At 70.9% G+C, this 23,441-nt stretch carries 19 protein-coding genes and 1 pseudogene; 14 read left to right on the forward strand and 6 right to left on the reverse strand.

From position 1 onward, the window contains the following. Nucleotides 1–64: 64 nt before the first annotated feature. From O1R50_RS22475 to O1R50_RS22485, 3 genes are all read right to left on the reverse strand, one after another. Nucleotides 65–1,816 carry an ABC transporter ATP-binding protein gene (locus O1R50_RS22475; protein ID WP_270112479.1) on the reverse strand — a complete coding sequence of 584 codons (1,752 nt, stop codon included), beginning with the start codon at nt 1,814–1,816 and terminating at the stop codon, nt 65–67. Then, on the reverse strand, nt 1,816–3,555 hold the full coding sequence (locus O1R50_RS22480) for an ABC transporter transmembrane domain-containing protein (RefSeq protein WP_270112481.1): 1,740 nt from the start codon (nt 3,553–3,555) through the stop codon (nt 1,816–1,818). Before O1R50_RS22480 ends, O1R50_RS22475 begins: the two co-directional genes overlap by 1 nt. Before the next feature lie 233 nt (nt 3,556–3,788). After that, on the reverse strand, nt 3,789–5,639 hold the full coding sequence (locus O1R50_RS22485) for a thioredoxin domain-containing protein (RefSeq protein WP_270112482.1): 1,851 nt from the start codon (nt 5,637–5,639) through the stop codon (nt 3,789–3,791). 310 nt (nt 5,640–5,949) lie between these two features. Between O1R50_RS22485 and O1R50_RS26535 the strand changes: the two are divergent. Continuing rightward, nucleotides 5,950–6,423, forward strand: a pseudogene (locus O1R50_RS26535) (DUF998 domain-containing protein); the annotation flags it as partial. Nucleotides 6,424–6,498: 75 nt separating this feature from the next. On the opposite strand, the gene O1R50_RS22495 reads toward O1R50_RS26535, so the two are convergent. The 3 genes from O1R50_RS22495 to O1R50_RS22505 all read right to left on the reverse strand — a co-directional run bounded on the left by O1R50_RS22495 (nt 6,499) and on the right by O1R50_RS22505 (nt 9,281). Continuing rightward, a complete protein-coding gene (locus O1R50_RS22495; protein ID WP_270112485.1) occupies nt 6,499–7,161 on the reverse strand; it encodes an aggregation-promoting factor C-terminal-like domain-containing protein in 663 nt (220 codons plus the stop codon). Nucleotides 7,162–7,217: 56 nt separating this feature from the next. Beyond that, complete coding sequence (locus O1R50_RS22500; RefSeq protein ID WP_270112486.1) at nt 7,218–7,907, reverse strand: aggregation-promoting factor C-terminal-like domain-containing protein; 690 nt, start codon at nt 7,905–7,907, stop codon at nt 7,218–7,220. A 69-nt stretch (nt 7,908–7,976) separates the two neighbouring features. Further along, complete coding sequence (locus O1R50_RS22505; protein ID WP_374199488.1) at nt 7,977–9,281, reverse strand: PhoH family protein; 1,305 nt, start codon at nt 9,279–9,281, stop codon at nt 7,977–7,979. Between the two features lie 182 nt (nt 9,282–9,463). Here O1R50_RS22505 and O1R50_RS22510 point away from each other — a divergent pair, with 182 nt between their 5' ends. From O1R50_RS22510 to O1R50_RS22570, 13 genes are all read left to right on the forward strand, one after another. Beyond that, complete coding sequence (locus O1R50_RS22510) at nt 9,464–9,730, forward strand: hypothetical protein (RefSeq protein WP_270112488.1); 267 nt, start codon at nt 9,464–9,466, stop codon at nt 9,728–9,730. A gap of 19 nt (nt 9,731–9,749) precedes the next feature. Next, on the forward strand, nt 9,750–10,523 hold the full coding sequence (locus tag O1R50_RS22515) for a hypothetical protein (protein WP_270112490.1): 774 nt from the start codon (nt 9,750–9,752) through the stop codon (nt 10,521–10,523). Nucleotides 10,524–11,221: 698 nt separating this feature from the next. After that, nucleotides 11,222–13,351 carry an FtsK/SpoIIIE domain-containing protein gene (locus O1R50_RS22520; protein WP_408612793.1) on the forward strand — a complete coding sequence of 710 codons (2,130 nt, stop codon included), beginning with the start codon at nt 11,222–11,224 and terminating at the stop codon, nt 13,349–13,351. A gap of 10 nt (nt 13,352–13,361) precedes the next feature. Then, the gene (locus tag O1R50_RS22525; RefSeq protein ID WP_270112492.1) at nt 13,362–14,027 is read left to right on the forward strand and encodes a hypothetical protein; all 666 of its coding nucleotides are present in this window, start codon (nt 13,362–13,364) and stop codon (nt 14,025–14,027) included. A 60-nt stretch (nt 14,028–14,087) separates the two neighbouring features. After that, nucleotides 14,088–14,642, forward strand: a complete 555-nt coding sequence (locus O1R50_RS22530; RefSeq protein WP_205324320.1) for a hypothetical protein — start codon at nt 14,088–14,090, stop codon at nt 14,640–14,642. 692 nt (nt 14,643–15,334) lie between these two features. Further along, nucleotides 15,335–17,137 carry a phosphoenolpyruvate carboxykinase (GTP) gene (locus O1R50_RS22535; RefSeq protein WP_408612794.1) on the forward strand — a complete coding sequence of 601 codons (1,803 nt, stop codon included), beginning with the start codon at nt 15,335–15,337 and terminating at the stop codon, nt 17,135–17,137. Between the two features lie 184 nt (nt 17,138–17,321). Next, a complete protein-coding gene (locus O1R50_RS22540) occupies nt 17,322–18,089 on the forward strand; it encodes an isoprenyl transferase (protein WP_270112494.1) in 768 nt (255 codons plus the stop codon). Between the two features lie 146 nt (nt 18,090–18,235). After that, nucleotides 18,236–18,742, forward strand: a complete 507-nt coding sequence (locus tag O1R50_RS22545) for an RNA polymerase sigma factor (protein WP_270112496.1) — start codon at nt 18,236–18,238, stop codon at nt 18,740–18,742. Beyond that, entirely contained in the window at nt 18,739–19,533 is a 795-nt protein-coding gene (locus O1R50_RS22550) for a hypothetical protein (RefSeq protein WP_270112498.1), read from the forward strand. Before O1R50_RS22545 ends, O1R50_RS22550 begins: the two co-directional genes overlap by 4 nt. A 237-nt stretch (nt 19,534–19,770) precedes the next feature. Beyond that, nucleotides 19,771–20,313 (forward strand): RNA polymerase sigma factor, encoded by a 543-nt coding sequence (locus tag O1R50_RS22555; RefSeq protein WP_270112499.1) that lies wholly within the window; start codon nt 19,771–19,773, stop codon nt 20,311–20,313. Beyond that, a complete protein-coding gene (locus O1R50_RS22560; RefSeq protein WP_270112500.1) occupies nt 20,310–21,488 on the forward strand; it encodes a hypothetical protein in 1,179 nt (392 codons plus the stop codon). Before O1R50_RS22555 ends, O1R50_RS22560 begins: the two co-directional genes overlap by 4 nt. A gap of 219 nt (nt 21,489–21,707) precedes the next feature. Next, nucleotides 21,708–22,220: an RNA polymerase sigma factor gene (locus O1R50_RS22565; RefSeq protein ID WP_270112501.1), complete on the forward strand. Its 513-nt coding sequence runs from the start codon at nt 21,708–21,710 to the stop codon at nt 22,218–22,220. Then, nucleotides 22,217–23,431 carry a hypothetical protein gene (locus tag O1R50_RS22570; protein ID WP_270112502.1) on the forward strand — a complete coding sequence of 405 codons (1,215 nt, stop codon included), beginning with the start codon at nt 22,217–22,219 and terminating at the stop codon, nt 23,429–23,431. The genes O1R50_RS22565 and O1R50_RS22570 overlap by 4 nt, the downstream gene beginning before the upstream one ends. The last annotated feature ends 10 nt before the right edge of the window (nt 23,432–23,441 follow it).

Here is a 23,441-nt window from a genome sequence, read left to right on the forward strand (position 1 = left end):
CGGGGCAGACGAAGCGACCCGGGCGAAGCGGCCCGGGACACCTGCCCCGGGCCGCCTTCGCGTCTCAGACCGCTACGCCCTTCCACGCCCACCACAGGCTCGCGTACGCGCCGCCCGCCTCGAGCAGCTCCGCATGGCTGCCCTCCTCGGCGATCCGCCCGTCCTGCACCACCGCGATCCGGTCGGCCGACTCCGCCGCCTGCAACTGGTGCGCGATCGCGATCACCGTGCGACCGTCCAAGGCCGCCGCGAGCGCCGCCTCCACGTTCCCCGCACTGCCCGGGTCGATCCCCGCCGTCGCCTCGTCCAAGATCACCACGTCAGGATCGGCCAGAATCACCCGCGCCAGCGCGAGCTGCTGCGCCTCGGCCAGATTGAGCCGGTGGTGCTCGTCGCCGAGCATCGTCTCCAGACCCTCAGGCAGGTCGGCCGCCCAACGGGCGTCGACCGTGGCCAGCGCCGAACGCAGCGCCTCGTCATCGGCCTCCGGCGCCGCCAGATTCAAGTTCTCCCGCAACGACGCGGTGAAGACGTAATGCTCCTGCGTCACCAGGATCACCTTGCGGCGCAACGTCTCCAACGGAATATCAGCCACAGGCGCACCCCCGAGCGTCACCGCACCCGCGCGCGGCCGGTCGATCCCGGCCACGAGCCGCGCGATCGTCGACTTCCCCGCCCCCGAAGGACCCACCACGACCAGACGCTCACCGCGACGCGGATGCAAACTCAAGCCGTGCAGCACGTCAGGGCCGTCGCCATACCCGAACGTCACCCCGTCCAACCGCACCTCGGCGCCCTCCGGAGCCGCCTCCCGAACCTCATCAGGCATCAGATGAACGCCCTCGACACGAGCCATCGCCGCCCCGCCCATCTGGAACTCGCTCAGCGACAGCATCGACCGGAACACCGGACCGTCCAGACGCAGCGTCAGCATCGCCACCGCGACCACCTCGCCCACCGTCACCCAATCGTTCAAGTACCACAAGGCACCCACGACCGTGACCACCACGGCAGGCGTCAAGAACGTCAAATCCGTCGCAGGAAAGAACCAGGTCTGCAGCCGCACAATGCCCTTGAGCCGCTCCAGGTGCGTGGCCGCCCGCGCATACCCGGCCTCGCCCCGCTCGTCCTGCATCCGATAGGCGACCACCGTCGCAGCACCCGCCGCCGAAGCCGTCGCGGTCTCCGCGATCTCGCTCATCGCGGCCCGCTCACTCAAGAACACCGGGCTCGCCGCCCGCAGATACCGGCGCCCCGCGATGAACAGCATCGGCAACCCGACCACGAACAGCAACCCCAGCAGCGGACTCACCACGAACGCCGCCACGATGATCACCGTCCCCTCGATCATCGCGACCGCCACCTCCGGCGCGGTCTTGCGCAGCAGCTCCGCCACCGCCCCCACATCACCCGACGTGCGCGTCGCCAGGTCACCGGTCCCGGCCCGCTCCACCGTTCCAAGCGGCAGCCGCAACACCCGATCGATGAACGACTCACGCAACCGCGCGGCCGCCCGCTCCCCGAGCCGGTAGCCCAGACGCCGACCCGTGCGCATCAACACCAGCTGCAGCACCACGCACGCGACGATCACCCCGCACACCAAGTCCACACGGGACGCCGTCCAACCCGTCCCGATACCGTCGATGACCTCACCGAGCATCACCGGCAAGGCGGCACTCGCACCCGCGGCCGCCACATACAACGCGACCACACCCGCGAATGCCCGCTTGTCCTCCAAGATCAGCCGCTTGATCGCCTCGATCATCGCGGCGCGGTCCGCCACCGGCAGACGACCACTGGTTTCCTTGGCGCTCATCAGGACTCCTGCCTCGAGGTGAGGGACCGGTACTCGTCTTGCAGCAAAAGCTCGGCGTGGCTCCCCGTGGCACGGACCTTGCCGTCCCACATCCACGCCACCAGGTCGGCGCGCGCCAGCCACAGCGGCGAAGCCGTCACCACCGCCGTCGTCCGCCCCGCCCGGACCGCCGCCACCCGCTCGGCGATCAGCGACTCGGTGTGCGCGTCCACGGCCGAGGTCGGCTCGACCGCGAGCAGGATCTCCGCATCGGCCGCGAGGGCCCGCGCGAGGCGCAGACGCTGGCGCTGGCCCCCGGAGAGGTTGCGCCCCCCGTTGTGAACCTCGCCGTCCATGGTGGATCCGAGGCTTGAGTACACGTCGCCCGCGCCCGCCGCGTTGATCGCCGTGAGCGCGCGCGCCCCGTCGACCCGCAGGGTCTCGCCGAGGGTCTGCGCGAACAGGTAGTCGTCGCGCAGGAGCAGCACGCGTTCGCGCACCTCGTCGAGTGCGAGGCCGGCGAGTTTCGCGTCGCCCCACTCTGCTCCTGACCCCCACTCTGCCGCTGAACCCCGCGATGCTTCTGAACACCTCTCCGCGCCGGACTCGCGGTAGCGGGCCAGGCGCTCCATCGCGGCCTCGGCGGGCTTCGCCTCGGCACTCACGATCACGGTGAGCCGCCCGGGTTCGATCGCGAGGCCCGATTCGGGATCGCGGAGCGTCCCGGCCGCGCCCGTCGCCGTGCCGTCGTCGGCGATGTCGCTGCGGGTGTTGAAGAACGCGGTCAGCCGCCGGGAGGCGACCTGCGCGGCGATCACGGCCTGGGCCATGCCGATCATCGCGCCCGAGTGCTGGGCGACCAGCGCGGTCATGCCGAACGCGGCGGAGAGCTCCCCGATGCTGATCGTCTCGTTCAATGCGAGGCGTGCGCCGACCCAGGTGACGGCCGCGATGAGCGCCAGCGGCAGGCTCGCCTTCAAGCCCTGCACCCACGAGTCGGCCGTCGCCACCCCGTACCCCGCCTCGCGCAGCTCGGCCGAGGCCGCCCGGTACCGCTGCGAGAACTGCGCCTCGCCGCCGACTCCGCGCAGCACGCGGAGGCCGCCCACGACGTCGCTCGCCTGGCCCGTGAGGGTCGCGACTGAAGAGCGGTACGCGATCTGGTGGTGCTGCAGGCGGCCGAGCACCGGCCCCACCACGAACCCGATGAGCAGCACGCCGGCGAGCGTCGTCAGCCCGAGCGCCGGGCTGGCACGCCACAGCAGGAACGCGCCCACGGCCGTCATGACCAGCCCCATCCAGCCGAAGCCGAGCTGGAAGATGAACGACCCGGTCTTGTGGGCGTCCTCAGTGGAGAGGTTCACCATCTCCCCGGGGGAGATCGCGCCGCGCACGCCCGTCCCGGCCAGGTTCAGGTGGTCGGTGAGGTTCCGGACCGTGCGCACGCGCGCGTGCGACTCGGCCATGAACAGCGACCGGTACCCGGCCACGAACACCCACGACGACGCGATCGCCACGACGACCAGCACGATCGACCATTGCAGCAGCGGCTCCGCCGAGCCCGCCAGGAGCACCTCGTCGATGATCTTCGAGATCGTCCACGGCAGCAGGATCCACGCCGAGCCGGAGACGCTGAGCAGTACGAACCCGAGCGCGACCAGGCCCGTCTGGGCACGGGCGACGTACCAGAGGTACCGCCACGGGTCGGCTGGAATGTCCGCGGTGGACAAGGCAGGGGGGCGCAGTGGGTTGGGCTTCACAACTCACAAACGTAGGCATGTCACTTGCCGAGCGGCAAGCAGATATGCGACGAAGCGGAGTGTGATTCACACCCGGCGGCCGCGCAATTTCTTGCGGTCGGGGGGGGCGCGGGGGGGGGGGGGGCGGGGGGGGGGCCGCGCGCGGGAGGCTTCCCGCGCGCGGTCTCGGTATGGCGACGTTCGCGAATCCCCTTGTGTCGCCGCCATCCCGCCGGTGCCAGATGGCGTTTTTGCTATCTACTACAGCATGCCGGGTAGTCAAGCGGCAACAGAAAGTTTCCGCCTGTGGATAACTCGCCGTGCCCTGTGGATAACTCCGTGCGCAGGGCTCGCGCCAGCGCTTCGGCCGCCGCGTGGAGACCCGCCGTGAACCGCGGATTCGCGGCCATCACCGGCTCGGCCCGCGCCACCGCCCGCCACGCGTCGTCCTTGTACGTCTCATCGCCGGTGACCTGGAACGCCTCCAGCATCGCGGCCGCCGCCAGCGCCCAACCCGAGGCCGTCGGGCCGTCGTGCACATCCGCGGGCCGCGTCACCAGCGCCTCCGCGTCAGCGGCCGTATCGAAGAACCCGCCCTCGAAATCCGTGAAGTGCTCCCGGATCTGCTCGATCAGCCCCTGCGCGCGTGCCGTCCAGTCCCCGCCCAGCCGCAGGAACCCGAGCGCCACCGCCGCGTAGTCCTCCAGGATCCCCGGCGCCTCCGAGGCCGCACCGGCGAGCGACGCCCGCGCCAAGCGGCCGTCAGCGCCGATGTGCACGCGCCGCAGCAGCTCCGCGGCCCGCTCCGCCGCCAGCAGCGAATCCCGGTGGCCCGTGCGCGACGCGTACTCGGCGAGCGCCGCGATCGCCAGACCGTTCCACGCCGCGACCACCTTGTCGTCCCGGCCCGGCTGCGCCCGCAGGCGCCGGGCCCCCAGCAGCCGGTGACGCACTGCCTCCCACCGGGCGCTGTCCTGAGGATCGCGCGGCAGCTCCAGCACGTTCGCGCCGTGCTCGAAGTTCGGATTCGCCGGATCGACCCCGAAGACCTCGGCGGCCCACGCGGCGTCCTCGCCGAGCACCGACTCCAGCTCCCGCATGGTCCACACGTACGTCAGGCCCTCGACGCCGTCGGTGTCGGCGTCGAACGCCGCCGCGAAACCGCCCTCCTCGGTCGAGAAGCGCTCCAGCAGGAACGCCGCCGTCTCGTCGGCGACCCGCGCGAACAGCGCGCCCTCGCCGTACAGCCGCGCGTACAGCCACAGCAGCTCGGCGTTGTCGTACAGCATCTTCTCGAAATGCGGCACGGTCCACTCCGCGTCCACGCTGTACCGCGCGAACCCGCCCTCGAGCTGGTCGTAGATCCCGCCGCGCGCCATCCGCTCCGCAGTGAGCTTCACGTGGTCGAGCAGCGCCGTGTCCCCGGTGCGCACGTACGCGTCGCAGAGGAACCGCAGCGCCGGCACGCTCGGGAACTTCGGGGCGGCGCCGAACCCGCCGTTCATCGTGTCAGCCGACGCCATTGTCGTCGCCGCCGCCGCGTCCAGCAGGTCCGTGCGGATCGGCGGCGCGGGCGGGCACGGCCCGTCGAGCGGGCACGCCACGGTGACATCGGCGAACGCCGGACCGCTCCGCGCACTCGCCTCCACGATCGCCGCGCCCTGGTGCGTCAGCTCCTCCCGCTGCGTCGTCCACGCCGTGTGCACAGCGTCCAGCAGGCGCAGGAAATGCGACTTCGGGAAGTACGTGCCCGCGAAGAACGGCGTCCCGTCCGGGAACGCGAACACCGTCATCGGCCACCCGCCCTGGCCCGTGATCGCCATCGTCGCCTGCATGTACACCGCGTCCAGGTCCGGGCGCTCCTCCCGGTCGACCTTCACGGCCACGAACCGGGAGTTGATCGAGTCCGCCACGGTCTTGTCCTCGAACGACTCGTGCGCCATCACATGGCACCAGTGGCAGGTCGAATAGCCGATCGAGATCAGGACCGGCACGTCGCGCTCGGCGGCCTCCGCGAGCGCCGCCGCACTCCACTGGCGCCACGCCACCGGGTTCGCGGCATGCTGACGCAGGTACGGGGACAGGGCTCCCGCCAACTCGTTCACCCCCCAAGCCTCGCACACGCGGACGGGAAGCGAGCGGGAGCGGCGCCAAAGCGCGGCACCCAGGCGCGCCCGGCGACAGCTGCGGGCGGTGCGGTGGGCGGGAGCGGGCCGGTAGTGCTGGCGGTACCAACCACCGGGTGCTGGCTGGGGGAGCGATTCGGGTGCCCGCGTCACTGATTCCGGAGCCCGATTTCGCGAGGCTTAATCCATGATCATTCATGCGCCCCTTGGCGACAGTGCCAACACTGCGACCACCCTCAAGGGACTGACGACGGCCGGTTTCACCGCGCTCGGCGCCGGGTTCGCCGCGATGGTCGTCCTCCACGCGACCTCCGGACTCAACCCCGTCGAGGTCGTCATCAGCCTCCACCTCTACACCCCGCTCGGCTGGCTCCTGCCCGTCGCGCTCAGCCTCTTCGGGCTCGGCGCCGCCGCCTTCGCCGCCGTCGCGCGCCGCGTCGCGGCCCCGCGCTGGCTCAGCCCGATGCTCCTGGTCTGGGCCGGCTTCCTCGGCCTCGTGGCCCTCTTCCCGACCGACCCGCCCGGCCTCCCCGAGGTCTCGCTGATCTCGGCGATCCACCGGTACGCGGCATTCTGCGCCTTCAGCACCATGGCCGTCATGGGCCTCGCCTTCGCCCGCTGGGCGAAGGGCACCGAATGCCCCGAGAAGACCCGCAAATCGATCCTCGCCGCGAGCTGGATCGCCGTCATCGCCCTCACCGCGTGCTCCGCGCCGTACGTCGCCGAATGGTTCGGTGTGCCGCGCGAACCCGGCGCCTTCGCGGCGGGCCTGCTGCAGCGCACCACCGTGGGGATGGAGCTGGTGGCGCTGGCGTTCGTGGGCGCCTGGCTCAAGGGCTCAGTAGAAGCCCTCGGCCTCGGATTTGGCCCAGGCGTCGCAGGGGGCGTCGTACCGGCGCTCGATGTAGTCGAGGCCCCAGAGGATCTGGGTGACCGGGTTGGAGCGCCAGTCGTCGCCGAACGCCGCCATCTTGTTGCCGGGGTAGGACTGGGGGATGCCGTAGGCGCCGATCGAGTTCTCGGCCAGTTCGTTCCAGTCGGACTCCTTGTCCCACAAGAGCTCCAGGCACGCGAACTGCTCCAGGTCGAATCCGGCTTCGAGCGTGAGCGCGCAGCCCGTCGCCCGGTTCCCGGTGAACTCGTCGCAGCCGGACGGGATGTCGACTGACGTCGGGTTCGTGTTCGCGGCAGCGGCCTGATCGGCGTCCTCCTGGGCGTCGTTGAGGCCGTTCGCCTTGTCGGCGGCGTATTCGTAGACCGCTTCGGCTTTGACGGTGACGTCGGCTCCGGCGGTCGCCGCGATGTAGTCGCGGTGATGGCCGCGCGCCTCCTCGTACGCCGCTTCGGCCTCGGCCTGCTGCTCGGCGGCGGCTTGGCCGGGGTGTTCGGCGTCGATCCGGGCGGGATCGTCGGTAATGGCCGAGACGGCGATGACGGCGCCGATCGCGAGCACCGCGAGGGCGGCGATGCGGGCGCCGTAGCGGGTCAGCTTCTGGATCATGAAGGGGTGCTCCAAAAAAATACCGCTGCCCGGGGGGACCGGGCAGCGGTTCGGATCTAGTACCAGCCGACGTCTTCGGAGTGGTTCCAGGCCTCGCAGGGCGTGCCGTAGCGGCCCTCGATGTAGCCCAGGCCCCACTCGATCTGGGTGACGGGGTTGGTCTCCCAGTCGGAGCCTTCGCTGGCCATCTTGTCGCCGGGGAGGGCCTGCGGGATGCCGTACGCGCCGATGCCGTTGGCGGCGAGCTCGTTCCAGCCGGACTCGCGGTCCCACAGGGCCACGAGGCAGCCGACCTGCTCGAGGTCGAAGCCGTGCTCCTGCGCGAGGGCGCAGCCGGTGGCCTTGTTCCCGGAGTACTCGCTGCAGCTGCCCGGAATATCCACATCGGTCCGGCCGGCGTTGGCGGCCTCTTCGGCGGCTTCCTCGGCTGCCTGCGCGGCCTCGTCGGCGTCCTTCTGGGCGTCGTTGAGGCCGTTCGCCTTGTCGGCGGCGTACTCGAAGACCGCCTCGGCCTTGACGGTGACGTCGGCTCCGGCGGTCTCGGCGATGTAGTTGACGTGCAGGTAGCGGACCTCGTCGTACGCCTCTTCGGCGTCGGCCTGCTGCTCGGCGGCGGCCTGACTGGGGTGTTGGGCGTCGCGTTCCCAGGGCTTGTCGGTCGCGGCGTTGACGGCTATGACGGCCCCGAGTGCGAGGACGAGCACGGCGGCGAGTTTCGCACCGTAGCGGGTCAGCAGTGGGATCATGCGCTCTACTCCTGTGTCCCGGGCGTCTGTCCACAGACGCCCGGGACACAGCATGCCAGAGCTGTTCCGCTAGCCTTCGAGCAGGTTGGTGACCATCTCCGCGATCTCCGAACGCTCACTGCGCGTGAGCGTCACGTGGGCGAACAGTGGGTGGCCCTTGAGTACGTCGATCACGGAGGCGACCCCGTCGTGGCGGCCCACCCGCAGGTTGTCGCGCTGGGCGACATCGTGGGTGAGGACCACTTTTGAACCCTGCCCGATGCGGGAGAGCACTGTGAGGAGCACTCCGCGTTCGAGCGACTGCGCCTCGTCGACGATGACGAACGCGTCGTGCAGGGAGCGGCCGCGGATGTGCGTGAGCGGCAGGACTTCGAGCATCCCGCGCTCCAGCACCTCCGAGATCACGACGTCGTTGGTGACGGCGCCGAGCGTGTCGAACACGGCCTGGCCCCACGGGCTCATTTTCTCGCCCTCGGAGCCGGGCAGGTAGCCGAGCTGCTGCCCGCCGACCGCGTACAGCGGCCGGAAGACGATGACCTTCTTGAACAGCTCGCGTTCGAGCACCTGCTCGAGCCCGGCGCACAAGGCCATCGCGGACTTGCCGGTGCCGGCCTTGCCGCCGAGCGAGACGATCCCGATGTCGGGATCGAGCAGCAGGTCGAGCGCGACCCGCTGCTCGGCGGAGCGGCCGTGGACGCCGAAGGCGTCCCGGCCCCGGATGAGGCGGATCTGCTTGTCCACAGTGACCCGGCCCAGCGCCTTCGAGCTGTTGCCGGTGAGGACGAGCCCGGTGTGGCAGGGCAGGTCCACGTCGTGCGGGAGGTCCGCGTCGCCGCCGTCGAAGAGCTGGTCGATCACCTCGTCGGAAACGGCGAGCTCGGCCATCCCCGACCACGTGGGGTCCACGGCCTGCCCGTGGCGGTACTCCTCGGTGGGGATGCCGACCGCGGAGGCTTTCACCCGCAGCGGCATGTCCTTGGTGACCAGCACGGCGTCGGCGCCTTCGAGCCCCAATGCCCGGGTGACGGCGATGATGCGCGAGTCGTTGGTGTCCACGGCGAACCCGGCCGGGAGGCCGGAGGTGTCGACGTGGTTGAGCTCGACCCGGATGGAACCGCCGTGGTCCCCGACGGGGATCGGCTGGTCGAGGCGCCCGTGCCTGATGCGGAGTTCGTCGAGGCGCCTGAGGCACTCCCGGGCGAACCAGCCCAGTTCGGGGTGGTGGCGTTTGGCCTCCAGTTCACTGACTACGACGAGTGGAATGACCACGTGGTGTTCGTCGAACCGTGAGAACGCACCAGGGTCTGATAGCAGAACCGAGGTGTCGAGGACGTAGGTGCGTTGCACTGGCACGGTCGCCTCCCGGGTGTCGATGTGTAGGGGGCGGGCCCCCGTTGGTACTCACACTCTAGTTGGGAGGTACGTCACTCCGCCACCGTTAAATGCATCGAAAGCAACACTGGTAGTCACCGGCGCGTCGGAAATCCGACAAAGCAGACACGCCGGGTTATGCCTCGATCACTGAAAGTGGACGTTTTCTCGGTGAGAATGAGCCTGTGTCCACCGTGAGCGTCGCCGAACTCAAGTCCGCCATCGCCGCCGCCCTCCAGCAGGTGCGCGACGGCCAGGCCGCCATTACCTCCGCCAGCCAGAACATCGAAGCCGCCCAAGGGAGCCTCACCGCCGTCACCGCAGGGTCGGGCCACGACTCGGTCGCCACCGCCCAGGCCGCGCTCGCGCAGGCGGCCGCCGAACTCGAGCAGTCCCTGGCCGCCACGTTCGCCGCCGCCGAGCAGGCCGAGGCCTACGCCGCGACCCTCTAGACCCAAGAACGGAGCCCCTGTGGACGTCGCCGCCCTCGCCGCACGCCTCAAGGCCCTGGCCGCCGACCTCCCGCTGCCCGCCCTCGACACCGCCGACCAGTGCCTCGAAGCCGCCCAAGCGGAACTCAAGGAGGCCTCGCGCGAGTCGAACGCCGAGATCGGGCTCCGCAAGCTCGGCGCCGCCCGCGAACGGCTCGACTCGGCCCGCGTCCGCCTCACCGAGGCCGCCGCCGCGATCGACGACTACCTCGACGGCATCGGCGCCGGTGCCGCCGCGGCCCCGACCGCCGCCGCCCCCAAGGCGAACGCCGTGCAACCGCCGCAGGTCGACCCGCGCCGGTGGTGGACCGACCGCGTGAACGAGCTCTGCGACCGCACCGGCGCCGCCGACCCGCAGCAGGTGCCGCCCACCCGGCTGTTCAACGAACTGCTCAAAGCCGCCGGCGACGGCAACGCCGAGGCCTACTGCAAGCGCCTGCGCGACGCCGGACCCCGCACCGGCGTGAAACTGCCCGGCCTGGCCTGGCCGCTCGTGCGCACCCTCGCCGCCGAGCACTTGGGACGGACCCCGACCGCGCGCGACGTGCCCGGCCTGCGCGACCAATGCGCCGACAAGGTGCGGTCCCTCGTCCCGAAGGCCGAACCCGACCACATCGGCGCCGCACTCGCCTCGGCCTGCACCCTGGGGCGCAAGGGCACTGACGACGAAAACGACGCCGCCCGGACCGCGGCGATGGGCCCCGCCCTGGTCGCGGCCCTGCACCGGTTGAGCAAGAGCGAGCGGAGGGCCTGAGCATGAGCAGTTGGCGGCGACGACTGGTGGCGGCCATGGGCGACGAGCTCGGACGCGCCCGCGGCGAGGCCCGATTCCTCGCCGCGCGGACCGCGGCCGAGGCCGAGTCGGAACGGGCCAAGGCCGAGCAGGCGATCGCCGACGCGATCCGCAAGCAGGCGCAGCTCAAGGGCATTCACGAGCGGATGCTCGCCACGCTCGAAGCGCGCAAAGCCGCTGCGGTGCAAGCGGGCCACGACACCGCGCTCGCGGCGGCGTCCGCGGCGGCCCCGGCGGCCGCCGGAGCGGCATGGAGCGCATGGAAGCCCGAATCGGGCCTGGGCCGCGGCGCGGCCCCGATGCTGCGCATCGGCGACCTCGCGGACTCTGGGGGCCTCCCTCCCTCCCCCTCGCCCACCCACCCCGCCACCACCACCGCCTTGCCGGCTTCCAGCTCGATCGGGCGCGCTCCGGTCGAGCGTGGTGATGCCTCCGGTGCCTCCGGAAAATTCCGGATTCGTTCCGGTGCAGCGGATGCATCCGCCGGCTGTTCCAGTGTGGCAGGGGGGTACGACAATTCAGCACCCTCGGTGACCGCGATCTCACTGCCCGCACTCGTGCCGTTGCTCGACCGGGCGCATCTGCGGATCGATTCCGGTGCGGCCCAAGCGCTTCCCGGGCTGCTGCTGCGGGCCGTCGGGTCGGTGCCGGCCGGGCTCATGCGGCTGCATGTCTACGACCCCGAGCATCTCGGCGGATCGCTCTCCGCGTTCGCCGGCCTCGGCAAGGCCGGACTGCTCGCCTTCATCGGCCCCTCGGGCCTGCGCGAGACCCTCGACTCGCTCGTCGAGACCGTCCGCCGCGTCAACGCCGAAGTCCTCGCAGGCGAACACGCCTCGCTCGCCGAACTGGCCGCCGCCACCGGCCGGCGCCCCGAACCCTGGCGGGTCCTCGTGCTCCTCAACGCCGACCTCGCCTCCTGGCCCGCACACGACCAGGCACAGCTCGCGCGGCTGCGCCGCACCGGCGTCGCCGCCGGGGTGCACCTCGTCGTCGTCGGCGACGACACCGCCGGACCCGCCGACCTGCCCCGCCTCACCGCGAACGCCTACACCGGCCTCCCCGGCGCCGCCATCGAACTCGACGGCCCCCCGCCCCTGAGCACCATCACCGCCGCCGCCAAAGCCATCGCCGAGAAGCACAGCGCCGGAAGGGAACCCGCCCGGCTCGTCGACCTCCTCCCACAGCGCCTCTGGGCCGCCTCCTCCGCCACCGGGCTCTACGCCGCCATCGGCGAGACCGCCGCCGGCGACGTCGCCCGCCTCGCGCTCGGCGACAACCCGCCCCACGCGCTCGTCGGCGGCCCTTCAGGATCGGGCAAGACCAACCTGCTCTACGCCTGGATCGCGGGCCTCGCATCGAATTACAGCCCCGACGAACTGGAGCTGTACCTGCTCGACTTCAAAGAGGGCGTCTCCTTCGCGCGCTTCGCCTCCGGCCGCCGCGACCCCTCCTGGCTCCCGCACGTCCGCCTCGTCGGCGTCAACATCAACGACGACCGCGAATTCGGCCTCGCCCTCCTGCGCCACCTCAAAGAAGAGCTGCGCCGCCGTGCCGAGGCCGCCAAAGCCCACGAGGCCACCAAACTCGAAGAACTCCGCGCCGCCGACCCCGAAGGCCGCTGGCCGCGCATCGTGGCCATCGTGGACGAATTCCAGGTGCTGCTCGAAACCCGCGACGCCGTCACCGACGAAGCCGTGCAGCTCCTCGAGGACCTCGCCCGCCGCGGACGCAGCCAAGGCATCCACCTCGTGCTCGCCTCGCAGGACATCGCCGGGATCGAGGCCCTCTGGGGCCGCCCCAGCCTCGTCGCCCAGTTCACCATGCGCATCGCCCTCCCCAAGGCCCGCAGGGTCCTCGCCGAGAACAACCACGCCGCCGACACCGTCGCCCGCTTCCACGCCGTCGTCAACGACGAATCCGGGCACGCCAACGCCAACAGGATCGTCGCCGTCCCCAACGCGGGGCACGCCGACGCCTGGGAACCGCTCCAGAAACGCCTCTGGGAAGCCCGGCCCATCGGCAACGAACCGCCCGCGCTCTTCGACGGCGACCACGTTCCCGCCCTCACCCAGGCCGCACCCGCGCCCGAGACCGCGCTCCTCGGCCAGACCATCGACGTCGCCTCCCGCGGCGCCGAACTCGCGCTCCACCGCGCGCCCGGACGCAACCTCGCCATCCTCGGCACCAGAGGCGCCGAAGCCGCCGACATCCTCGCCGCCGCCGCCCTCACCGCCGCACGCGGCCAGCGCATCGGCGTCGACCTCTGCTGCCTCGAACCCGACGCCGCCCCGTCCGCGCTCGCGCTCGCCGCCGCCCTCGAAGCCGAAGGCGCCGAAGTCGACTGGCACGACGGGCTCGACGAGGTCTGCAAGGACTGGGACCGCCGCTGCGACGGCACCCTGCGCCTCAACCTGGTCTACGCCGTGGACGCCGGGTCCGCGCGGTTCGACGCCGCCGGGACGGCCGCCTTGCGCGCCATGCTCATCGACGGCCCCGAACGGCACCTCCACACGCTCGGGTGGTGGCGGTCGGTGCCGCGGCTGCGCGAGGACCTCGGCGGCTTCTCGGCCCGCTTCGACGCCGTGGACGCCTGGCTCGCCCTCGACGTGCAGGGGCCCGAGCTCGCCCCGCTCTCGCCCGCCAGCGGCGGTCCCGCCTGGTATCCGCGGGAGCGCCGCGGCCTGTACTTCGACCGCGCCCGGCATCGGGCGCCGCAGGTCGTCATCCCGTACCGGGCGACGGCGCTGCTGCCGCGGCCCGAAGCCGTCCTCGACCTGCCGCAATGAGGTGCCACCCATGCCGATCGTCACCGACTACGCCACCGCAGTCGCCGCCTATCTGAAGGAGCGCGCGGAGGCCGGGGCGGAGATCCGCGCGGCCGTCGCCGCGTACCGGGCCGAGGCGGACCGGCTCGCCGCTGCGGTCGGGTCCGCCCGTGTCGCCCGGGAGGGGGCCGACAGCGCCGCGGCGAGCGCGGCGGCGCTCGTGGCCGAGACCGACAACACTGTGGCGGTGCTGTGGCGTTCCCTCGGGGGCTTCGTGGGGCACCGCCGTATCGGGCCGATGCCTTCGGCGGGCGAGCCTGATCCGGATCCCGGTCCGGAGCGGGTGCGGGCCCGGCTCGAGCGCTCTGAGCGTCTGCTTTCGCTCGCCCGGCAGGGGGAGTTGCCGATCGAGGCGCCGCGGCACACCGAGATCACCGCGGCCGCGATCGGCCTCGGGCTGGGGGCGCTGGCGGTGTGGGCGGCGCTGGGGATGCTGAGGTCCGGGGGTCTCGCGTTCGCGGAGGGGCTGGCGTCGCTGATGCTGTTCGTCGGTATCGGGGCCGGGCCGATCGTGCTGGGGGCGTGGCTGTCCTGGCAGTACCGGGTGCGGCCGCGGCCGGGGCAGACGCTGGTGTGCGTCGGGGCGGCGATCGTCGGGGTGTGCGTGCTGGCGGGCTTGTTCATGAGGGGGCTCTAGAGGGCGGTTGACGTCATGGGGTACACCTGATGCGTCAACGAAACGTGAGGAGTCCCGTCAATGGCCGCCATCGACGACACCGGCTCGTGGCATTACGGCCCCCTGCCGTCCACTGACGACGCCCCCGCCTGGATCTACGGGATCGTCCCGGACGGCTGGATCGCCGGGATGCCCGATGTGACGGTGGACCGCGACGAGATGATCATCATCTGTCCGCTGCCGACCCCGGACCACCCGGCCGACGCGACGGAGTCGGACCGGGCGGCGACGGAGGAGGGCCGGATCTCGCGGTTCCGGGAGGCGACGCGGGACATGCGCGTGCAGATCGCGCAGCAGCTGCAGTACCGGTACCACCGGCAGTCCTCGTGGGGTGCGCGCTGCGGTTCCACGACGATGGTGTTCACGCATCAGTCCCTGCCGGTGACGACGCGGTTGCGGCAGCCGGAGCGGCTGGTGCTGGACACGCTGGTGGGTTCGGGTGTGGCCGCTTCGCGCTCGGATGCGCTCGCTTGGTGCGTGCGCCTGGTCGAGCAGCACGCGGAGGACTGGCTCAAGGAGCTGCGCGAGGCGATGGTGAGCGTCGACGAGCTGCGGCGCCGGGGGCCTTCGGTGTAGCGCGAAGGGCGTGTGGAGAGGGCGGGAGCGCGTGCGTTCCCGCCCTTTTCGCGTGCTCAGTTCAGCAGCAGGTAGGCCAGGACGATCGCCATGATGATGAGGATCGCGACCACGAAGCCGATCGTCGCGCCTCTGGCGCGGTTCGGCTGCGGTTCCGGTTCTCGGTGCGCCATGGGCCTCTCCAACGCTTCGACACTCGGATGCGGCTGTGCAGACCTGCATCTTCACCCAAGACGCGTCGTGATGCGGGGATTCAGGTCAAAAGGCGATGACTCGCGCTCGAAACGTGCTCGCGACGGCGCGCTAACGCGCTCGTTCCATGATCGAAACCGATCGCATTAGTTGCGAGGGTTGGTCGAATTCAGTCCCGTATGCGCGTTACTGCTTGCTCACGCAGAAAGTGCGAGTAGTTATGCTCGTTTCGAGCTTGAATGCGCACGAGGCCGGGTTGCGGCTACGGAGTTCCTGTTCAGGACCGGACCAATCGCGCACGACTGCCTGCGCGTGCCCGGGTATTCCCGTAGCGTCCGAATGACCGGTCCCGGCCGGGGCGACCAGCCCCGGCCCATCGGCACGGGCCGCCGCGAGCCGCCACCAGCGGACAGCGCGCCGTGCAAGAGAACAGCACCGAAGGAGCCACCGTGAGCATCGAAGTCTCCACCGCCAGTGTCGTTGACACCAGCACCGCCTCGATCGGACTCACCGATCCCCCCACCCGCCACCACAGGCTGCTCGCCTGGGTCGGCGAGGTGGCCGAGCTGACCGACCCCGACCAGATCGTGTGGTGCGACGGCAGCCGCGCCGAATGGGAGCGCCTGACCGCCGAGCTCGTCGCGTTCGGGACTCTGGAGCCCGTGCCCGCGAAGCCCGACTCGTTCCTGGCGCGCACCGATCCCGACGACGTCGCCCGCGTCGAGGACCGCACCTTCATCTGCTCGAACGACCCCGAGGACGCCGGGCCCACCAACAACTGGACCGCGCCCGACTACATGCGCGAGACCATGACCGGCCTCTACCGCGGCTCGATGCGCGGGCGCACCATGTACGTCGTCCCGTTCTGCATGGGCCCGATCGACGCCGAGGACCCGAAGTTCGGGGTCGAGATCACCGATTCCGCGTACGTGGCGGTCTCCATGAGCATCATGGCCCGCATGGGCACGCCGGTGCTCGACGCGATGGGCCGCGACGCCGACTTCGTCAAGTGCCTCCACTCCGTCGGCGCGCCCCTCGAACCCGGACAGGCCGACGTGCCCTGGCCGTGCAGCAAGACGAAGTACATCTCGCACTTCCCCGAAGACCGCGAGATCTGGTCCTTCGGCTCCGGCTACGGCGGCAACTCGCTGCTCGGCAAGAAGTGCCTCTCGCTGCGCATCGGCTCGGTGCTCGGCCGCGACGAGGGCTGGCTCGCCGAGCACATGCTCATCCTGCGCCTGACCAGCCCTGAAGGGAAGGTCTACCACGTGACCGGCGCGTTCCCCTCCGCGTGCGGCAAGACCAACCTCGCCATGCTCGAGCCCACGATCCCGGGCTGGAAGGTCGAGACCCTCGGCGACGACATCGCCTGGCTCCGCTTCGGCGAGGACGGCCGCCTCTGGGCCACCAACCCCGAGTACGGCTTCTTCGGCGTCGCCCCCGGCACCGACTACAAGACCAACCCGAACGCCATGCGCACCATCGAGAAGGGCCACACGCTCTTCACGAACGTCGCGCTCACCGACGACGGCGACGTGTGGTGGGAGGGCATGGGGGAGGCCCCCGACCACCTGATCGACTGGAAGGGCCGCGACTGGACGCCCCGCTCCGAGGAGCCGTCCAGCCACCCGAACAGCCGCTTCTGCACGCCGATCAAGCAGTGCCCGATCCTCGCCGAGCAGTACGACGACCCGCGCGGCGTCCCGATCGACGCGATCCTCTTCGGCGGCCGCCGCGCCACCACGATCCCGCTCGCCACGCAGGCCCGCGACTGGGCCCACGGCGTCTACATGGGCTCGACCATGTCCTCGGAGACCACCGCCGCCGCCACCGGCCAGGTCGGCGTGGTCCGCCGCGACCCGATGGGCATGCTGCCGTTCATGGGCTACAACGCCGCCGACTACTTCGGCCACTGGCTCGAGATCGGCAAGGCCGCCACCGACGAGGAGCTCCTGCCCGAGGTCTTCTACGTGAACTGGTTCCGCCGCTCCGAAGACGGCCGCTTCCTGTGGCCCGGCTTCGGCGAGAACTCCCGCGTCCTCAAATGGGTCGTCGAGCGCCTCGAAGGGCGCGCCGAGGCCGTCGAGACCGCGATCGGGTACTGCCCGACCCCGAAGGCGCTCGACGTGGACGGGCTCGACATGAGCGAGGCCGACCTCAAGGCCGCCCTCGAGGTGGACCGGGACGAATGGGCCGCGGAGATCCCGCTGGTCGAAAGCTGGTTCGCGCGGTTCGGCGACCGGCTCCCGACCGTGCTCTGGAGCGAACTCGACGCGCTCAAGCAGCGCCTCGACCTGCAGTAAGCCGACTTCCACCGCCCGCGCGCCTCCCAGCGCGCGGGCGGTGGCGCGTCCGCCGCGGTCTACCACCAGTGGCGCGTATGAGCGGTGATTCCCCGGCCGCACGGTGACGCTCGCGAGCCGTGGATTCGGTCCCCACGGTGAAGCTTGCGAGCCGTGAATTTGGCACAGCCTACAATTGCCGGTTGTGGCGATCTCGAACCTGCTTTACCGGATCTACGAGCGTCGGCTCGCGCGCGAGCTGACCGGCCAGCCGCTGCCCCGGCACATCGGCGTCATGGTCGACGGCAACCGTCGCTGGGCCCGCGACATGGGCCTGACCGACCCCAACGACGGCCACCGCGCCGGCGCGAAGCACATCGAGCGCTTCCTCGGCTGGTGCGACGAACTGGGCGTCGAGCACGTCACGATCTGGCTCCTCTCCACCGAGAACCTCTCCCGCCCGAAAGAGCAGCTCGACCCGCTCCTCGACATCATCGACGAACTCGCCGGAGAACTCGCCGAGGACGGCCAGCCGTGGCAGCTCCGCATGGTCGGCGCCCTCGACCTCCTCCCCGAAGAGCACCAGGCCGCGCTGAAAAGCGCCCAGCAGCGCACCGCCGACAAGCGGGGCATGCAGGTCAACCTCGCCGTCTGCTACGGCGGCCAGCGCGAGATCGCCGACGCCGTGCGCTCCTTCATCCTCGAGCAGGCCGCGACCGGAGCGAGCCTGGAGGAGGTCGCCGAGTCCATCGACGCCGACTCGATCGCCCGCCACCTCTACATGACCGGCCAGCCCGACCCCGACCTCGTGATCCGCACCAGCGGCGAGCAGCGGATCTCGGGGTTCCTGCTGTGGCAGTCGGCGTACTCGGAGTTCTACTTCTGCGATTCGAACTGGCCGGACTTCCGCCGGGTCGACTTCCTGCGCGCGGTGCGGTCCTTCGCCATCCGCGACCGCCGCTACGGCAAGTGACGGCGTTCTCGCCGAAGATTTCCTGACGCGCGCTGCGTCATTCGGGCCGGGTCCTTCGTGTGGAGAGTGCGATCAAACCGACTGCACGCCACAATCCTGGAAACGAGGACCGGATGACTGCGAGCCCCATAGCGCAACAGTCCATTGTGTCTCGCGCGTCGCCCCCGGCCCGCGCCGACTTCGACGGGTTCTACGCCGCCAACGTCGACCAGATCACCGCGCAGATCCGCGCCTACGTCGGGGATCTCGCCGAGGCCGAGGACCTGGTGGCGGAGGCCTTCTGCCGGGCGCTGGCCCGCTGGGGCTCGATCAGCGCCTATGACAACCCGGCCACATGGGTGCGCCGGGTCGCGTGGAACCTGGCGACCTCGCGGCTGCGCCGCGCCGCCGTGCTGCGGCGGTTCCTGCGCTGGCAGCGGCCAGCGACCGCCGAGGCGCCCGGTCCCGACCGGATCGACCTGGAGCAGGCGCTGTCGGAGCTGAACGAGCGGCACCGCAAGGCCGTCATCCTCCGGTACATGGCCGGGATGACCACCGCGGCGATCGCCGATCAGGAGGGGGTGGCCGAGTCGACCGTCCGCTCCTGGCTGACCCGAGGAAAAGCGGCGCTCGCGGAGCGACTGCGCATCGAAGAGTTCGAGGAGAACCGATGACCACCCCTGAGCGAGACCCGTTGGGCGACATGTTCGACCAGTACGCCGCCGCCACCGCCGCCGAGACCACCCGGTCGACCACCGGGCAGTTGCGCCGCCGGATGCACCGCCACCGCGCCGGCCGCTTCGCCGCTGTCGGCGTCGCGGCCGCGGTCCTGGCCGTACCGGGGGTCTGGGCGCTCCAGAATGCCGGAGCCGACGAACCGGTCGGTGCCGCCGACCAGGGCGCCGCGGAACCGAGCGAGGAGGCCGCGACCTGCCCGATGACGGTGTTGACGATGACGCCGATCGTGGATGCCGAAGGCACCGAACTGGAGGAGTTCATCGCCTCCGAAGAGGCCCGGGCGATGATGCTGGCCCTCCCGGAGGGCTCCGAAATCCGGGGCTACCGGGACGACCCTGAGATCAAGATCGTGGTCATTCCCGGGGATGTGGACCTCGACGGTTACCTCGATGTCGAGGAGTACGGCTTCACCCTCGCATCTGAGGAGGAATTCGTGGTCGCCGTTTACGAGGAGGCGCGAGCTGAGGAACTTGCGGCCGATTGCGTTGATCCGACCGGTGAGGAGCCTTCCGAGGAGAGCGGCACGCCCGGCGACGAGCCCACCGAGGAAGGGTCGGAGACCGGTGAGCTGCCGACCGAATCCGCAGGGGCGCCCACGGACGCGGGGGAGGAGCCCACGGAAGCGGGCGAGGAGGAACCGACCGGGGAGTCCACTCCCGGCGGGGGCGACGAGCCCACGACCGGCGACGACGAGGAGCCCTCGGCTTCGGAGGAGTCCACACCCTGATCGCCTGAGCGACAACGAGGCCCCCGCGAGCGCTGCTCGCGGGGGCCTTCGCCGTCCGATGCTCTGCCCGCTCGCGCTCCGCCTCACCATGAGGGCAGCGCCCGCGTCCGCGATCGAGGCGGACCCGACGGATTCCGCCTGGAGAAAACCCGGTTCCGGGGTGAGACTTTATGGACCGCTCGTTCGTGTGGATGAGGCGATCGACCGATCGCCCCTGCTGACCCCCAGAGGAGCCCTATGGCAGCCAGCATCGCCGCGAACACCGCCGCGTTGGACCGAGCGGGCCCGGCCGACCACCGCGCCGAGTTCAACGCCTTCTACGCCAGCAACATCGGCCCGATCACCGCGCAGATCCGCGCGTACACGGGCGATCCCGCGGAAGCCGAAGACCTCGTGGCCGAGGCCTTCCTCCGGGCGCTCACCCGCTGGAAGACCGTCGGCACCTACGACAACCCCGCGGTCTGGGTCCGCCGCGTCGCATGGAACCTCGCCACCTCCCGGCTGCGGCGCGGCGCCTTCATCCGCACGTTCATGCGCCGCCAGCGCGTCGTGGACGTCGAAGGGCCCGAACCCGACCGCGTCGACCTCGAGCGGGCGCTCGCCGGACTCAACGAGCGCCACCGCAAGGCGATCATCCTCCACTACATCGCCGGGCTGTCGGGCGCGGAGATCGCCGACCAGGAGCGGGTCGCCGAATCGACCGTCCGCACCTGGCTGGCCCGAGGGCGCGCCGCCCTCGCTGAACGACTGCGCATCGACGACGTGAAGGAGCCGCAATGAACACCCCGGACCCGATGAAACAGATCTTCGCCCGGTACACCGGCGAGATCACCGCTACCTCGACCGGCGACGCCGACCGGTTGTGGCGCAGGGCGAAGCGCCGCCGCATCGGCCAGGTCGCCGCCGCCGGCGTCGCCGCTCTCGCGCTGACGGGCTCGGCGACCTGGGCGTTCCAGCAGAACGTGGCCCCCGAGGAGCAGGAGACCGCCGCCGAGGAGACCCCTGAGCCGACCGTCCCGGACGAGACCTCCACGCCCACCGAGGAGCAGGAGGACTACCTGGACATGCTCGGTCCGGGCGCCGACCTCGTCGGAGCCGAGCTGGACCTGCCGCCGTTCGTCCCCGGCGACGCCGAGATCGATGCCGTCTGCGGGCTCGACGGCGTCGTGCTCGGCGACGGCAGGCACGAGGAGCCCGTCGAGCACGGCTCGGTGTTCCTCAAAGAGGCCCTCCCGGGGACGCTGGCCGGTGACGGCGGCGGTTGGGCCGAGGTGGGGCTCTTCGGATGCCGGTACGGCGAGGAGACGCTGTACCAGGCGGTCGTCCTCGAAGAGGTCCAGGACGACACGTGGGCGGCCCGAGAGCAGATCGTCCACTCGGTGCCCGGCGGCGAATCGCCGCAGTACCTGCAGAGCACCGACGACGACGGCGTCCTCATCGGCTTCGCCGAACGGTACGACCCCGCCGCGAACGACCTCGCCTACTGGGTCGAGAGCGTCGGGTTCGACGCCGCGGGCGCGCCGGTGCGCGAGGTGCTCGCCGAACTCGACGAGGCGGGCTACTCCGACCTGTCGGTCCAGATCACCGCGACCGAGACCGAGGAGGCGGGGATCTGGACCGTCACCCTCGAGGTCCGCAACAACGGGCCGCGGGACATCAGCGACCATGTGCTGAACGCGGGCGCCGACGAGGAGATCGAGGTCGTGTCCGGGGAGCCGCTCGGCAACATCGAGGAAGGGATCTGGACCACGCTCGGCGAACTCGACGACTTCGGGGTCGGCCAGTCCTACAGCCAGGAGTGGACCGTGTCCGTCGACGCCGACCGAGACGACGACGGGATCTCGCCGCGGTTCGACGTCGGCCTCGAAGCGACCGAGCCGTGGGAGGAGCGGCCCGAGCTGGTGCAGACCGTCTTCTGGGGACAAGAGGGCGGCGTGTACTACTTCTACCAGTAATAGCGTGCGGCGAGGCCCCCGCGAGCAGCGCTCGCGGGGGCCTCGCCGCGTCTGCAGCGGCCACCCCAACCACAGTGGGCGACGCCACTGGAACCGCATGCGGCATCCGCTGCATTACTTTGCGGGCGCCGCTCGTGTATCTAGTGCGGACCCCCGCCATACCCGAGTTGAGGAGCCCCGATGATGACCCGCGACAGTCCAGACGCCATATTGGACAGTGTGTCCGTAGAGCAGCCGCCGCTGCGCGCGAACCAGGAGTTCGACGACTTCTACGCCGCCAACGTCCGCGCCCTCACCAGCCAGCTCCTCGCCTACACCGGCAACAAGGCCGAAGCCGAGGACCTCGTCGCCGAGGCCTTCTGCCGGGCGCTCGCCCGCTGGAGGCAGGTGCGCGAGTACCAGAACCCGGTGGCCTGGGTGCGCCGCGTCGCCTGGAACCTCGCCACCAGCCAGCTGCGCCGCCGCGGCGTCATCCAGCGGTTCCTCAACCGGCAGCGGGAGACCCACGAGACCGCGCCCGACGGCGACCGCGTCGACCTGATGCGCGCCCTCGCCGGGATCACCCCCAACCACCGCAAGGCCGTCATCCTCCGGTACATGGCCGGGCTCACCGTCACCGAGATCGCCGAGCAGGAGGGCGCCGCCGAGGCCACCGTCCGGTCCTGGCTCTTCAGAGGCAAAGCCGCACTGGCAGCACGACTCACCATCCAAGACGAGAGGGAGCAGCGATGAGCACCCCCGAAGACGAGATCCGCTTCGCGGAGGCCTTCAACGAGCTCGGCGAATCCGCCGAACTCATGGTCGAGCCGCCGACCGCCGCCGCCATCCGCAGCAAGCTCCGCCGCCGCCGCGCCACCCGCGTCACCGTGGCCGCCGTCGCCGCCCTGGCGCTCCTCGCCCCCGCCTCGTGGGCCCTCCAGCAGGCCGCGACGGCCGAAGAACGCGACGAGCCGGTCATCGCCGAGGAGCGGACCGGCGACCCCACCGGCGGCGAGGAGTCCGCGAAACCCCAAGAACCCACGCCCTCGACCGAACCCTCACTCGAGACCGAGACGGGGACCTCCGAGACCGCGCCCCCGCCCAGCTTCGACGACCTCGTGGGCCAAGAGCTCGAACTGCCGTCGTTCGGCGACTCCACAGAACTCGCCTGCCCGACCGGACCCGCCCAGCTCACTGCGGCGGACGGGGAAGGACCGGTCCACCTCATCAAGGTCGTCCACGCCCGCCTCTCCGAGGACGGGCCGCAGCGGGCCGTCGCGCTCGTCGGCTGCCGACCCGGCGAGGCCATGATCCGGCAGGTCCTCGTCATCGAAGCGGAAGGGGACGGCTATGCGGCCACCGAGCAGCTGCACCTCTACGACTACGGCGCGACCGCCTCGGTGTACGACATCGCCCCCGATGCCGACTACGGCGTGCTCCTCGGGCTCCTCGAGGAGGAGCCGTGCTGCTCCACGCAGATCCAGGACCTCGATCGCTGGATCGAGCGGTACCGCGACGGCGGTTCCCAGAAGCTGACCGGCGACGTGCCCGGCGTGTTCATCACCGACCTCGCCGTCTCCGCCGAAGTGGTCGCCTCGGGGGAGGGCACCCGGGAGGTCGTCGTGACCGTGGCCAACCTGGGCGAGAACGACGCCGCGCAGTTCACGCTCAACATCTGCTCGACCGAGTCGATCCGCCTCCAAGGCGAGGACAGCAGGGACTGCTCGGAAGGCCCGGCCCAGGTCGAGACCGTCGACGGCCTGGGGGCCGGCGACTCCTACGAGACGACCTGGACCATCGAGGTCGACCCGAGGGAGGAGTGGCCCGAGAGCGGGCGGGCGTACGGACAGGAGTTCATCGTGGGCGTCCAGATGCCCAGCAACCTGATCGACGCCCTGGTCCTCGAAACCGACTGGGAGAACAACCGCGCCCAGCGCCTCTTCGACTACGACGGGACCGACTGACCGCCGTATC

Source organism: Glycomyces luteolus, from assembly GCF_027622875.1.
Taxonomy (GTDB): Bacteria; Actinomycetota; Actinomycetes; order Mycobacteriales; family Micromonosporaceae; genus Glycomyces; species Glycomyces luteolus.

Bases quoted from the DNA above. Each gene is read 5' to 3' on its own strand.
- O1R50_RS22530 (WP_205324320.1), top strand. From the start codon at position 14,088: ATGGCCGCCATCGACGACACCGGCTCGTGGCATTACGGCCCCCTGCCG.
- O1R50_RS22520 (WP_408612793.1), top strand. From the start codon at position 11,222: ATGCGGCTGCATGTCTACGACCCCGAGCATCTCGGCGGATCGCTCTCC.
- O1R50_RS22570 (WP_270112502.1), top strand. From the start codon at position 22,217: ATGAGCACCCCCGAAGACGAGATCCGCTTCGCGGAGGCCTTCAACGAG.
- O1R50_RS22550 (WP_270112498.1), top strand. From the start codon at position 18,739: ATGACCACCCCTGAGCGAGACCCGTTGGGCGACATGTTCGACCAGTAC.
- O1R50_RS22500 (WP_270112486.1), bottom strand. From the start codon at position 7,907: ATGATCCCACTGCTGACCCGCTACGGTGCGAAACTCGCCGCCGTGCTC.
- O1R50_RS22475 (WP_270112479.1), bottom strand. From the start codon at position 1,816: ATGAGCGCCAAGGAAACCAGTGGTCGTCTGCCGGTGGCGGACCGCGCC.
- O1R50_RS22555 (WP_270112499.1), top strand. From the start codon at position 19,771: ATGGCAGCCAGCATCGCCGCGAACACCGCCGCGTTGGACCGAGCGGGC.
- O1R50_RS22525 (WP_270112492.1), top strand. From the start codon at position 13,362: ATGCCGATCGTCACCGACTACGCCACCGCAGTCGCCGCCTATCTGAAG.
- O1R50_RS22560 (WP_270112500.1), top strand. From the start codon at position 20,310: ATGAACACCCCGGACCCGATGAAACAGATCTTCGCCCGGTACACCGGC.
- O1R50_RS22495 (WP_270112485.1), bottom strand. From the start codon at position 7,161: ATGATCCAGAAGCTGACCCGCTACGGCGCCCGCATCGCCGCCCTCGCG.